We start from the raw sequence: 1,026 nt of genomic DNA, 5'->3' as shown, positions 1-1,026 counted from the left end.
GGCCGGGATTTTATCCACACAGTAGACGACTGGTGTCTCATCCGCATATCGAATCCGGACGATCCGATAAATCGGTGAGTTCGGTTCGATTTTTAAACGCTCGGCTTCTCTCTCGGTCGCTAGAACCTTTTCGGCCTACCAACACTTTCGTTCCTGGTGTCATTTTGGCGCGCATGATCATGTCCGTGACACTGAACAGCTCTTCAATCCCTGAAGTGAACGGGGGTTTTGAACTGATGAATGTACCGACGCCATGTTTCCGCACGACAAATTTCTCGTCCTCGAGGATACGAAGTGCTTCCCGGAGCGTCGCTCGACTGACTCCTAGTTGCTTCGACAACTCGAATTCTGAAGGAAGTTTCTCTCCTTCACGATAGACACCATCGTCGATATCCTGCTTGATTTTCTCAATCACGCGAAGATAGAGCAAGCGATGATCGAGCTTGATCGACATGGGCCTCACCACCTTTACCTATTTCTTACCAGTGCTCAGACATCTGACGTATGAATGTCCTTGCCAATATTAAGTATAGGGATTCGAGAAATAGAACGCAATACTTTTTGTTCGGAATCAGGGAAATATTTTAAAGTGAAGGGATTATGTACACTTCATAGTCTATATTACCTGTTCTGGTAGGCTTTGAAAAGAAATCGTAAAATGAAAACGGTATTAAAAAATGAAAGCGGTTCAACAGTTTTAGTAGTATTGTCTTAATGCCTCAAATAGGTCAGATGTGCTATATTAGTTCGTTCGAACATGTCCCTCTTCCACTTTTCATCAGAGAACATGATTAAAACCGAAATAAATAAAAACGAACGATTAGACATACAGTCTAAAAATCGTTCGTTTTATCAACTTAAGCTTCAGGTTGGTTGATGAGTACTTTTCGAGGTTTCGAGCCTTCAGACGGCCCGACATACCCGGCTTGTTCGAGCGAATCGATCAAACGGGCGGCCCGGTTATAGCCGATGCGGAATCTTCGTTGAATCATCGAAGTGGAAGCCGTCTCTTGCGTCAAGATGAAC

Annotated in this window: 1 protein-coding gene and 1 pseudogene; both read right to left on the bottom strand. The window is 44.2% G+C overall.

Translation table 11 applies throughout. The annotated features are described in order from the left end of the window. Positions 1-454, bottom strand: a pseudogene (locus tag B9Z54_RS06440) (GntR family transcriptional regulator); the annotation flags it as partial. A gap of 403 nt (positions 455-857) precedes the next feature. Further along, positions 858-1,026 (bottom strand): DNA translocase FtsK (locus tag B9Z54_RS06435; RefSeq protein WP_162785114.1); only part of this gene is annotated, 169 nt, incomplete at its 5' end.

It is taken from the genome of Bacillus sp. P14.5 (genome assembly GCF_003316765.1).
GTDB lineage: Bacteria > Bacillota > Bacilli > Bacillales > Bacillaceae_B > Rossellomorea.
The sequence above is the reverse complement of the archived record's forward strand: the minus strand, read 5'-3'. Positions and strand labels throughout refer to the sequence as shown.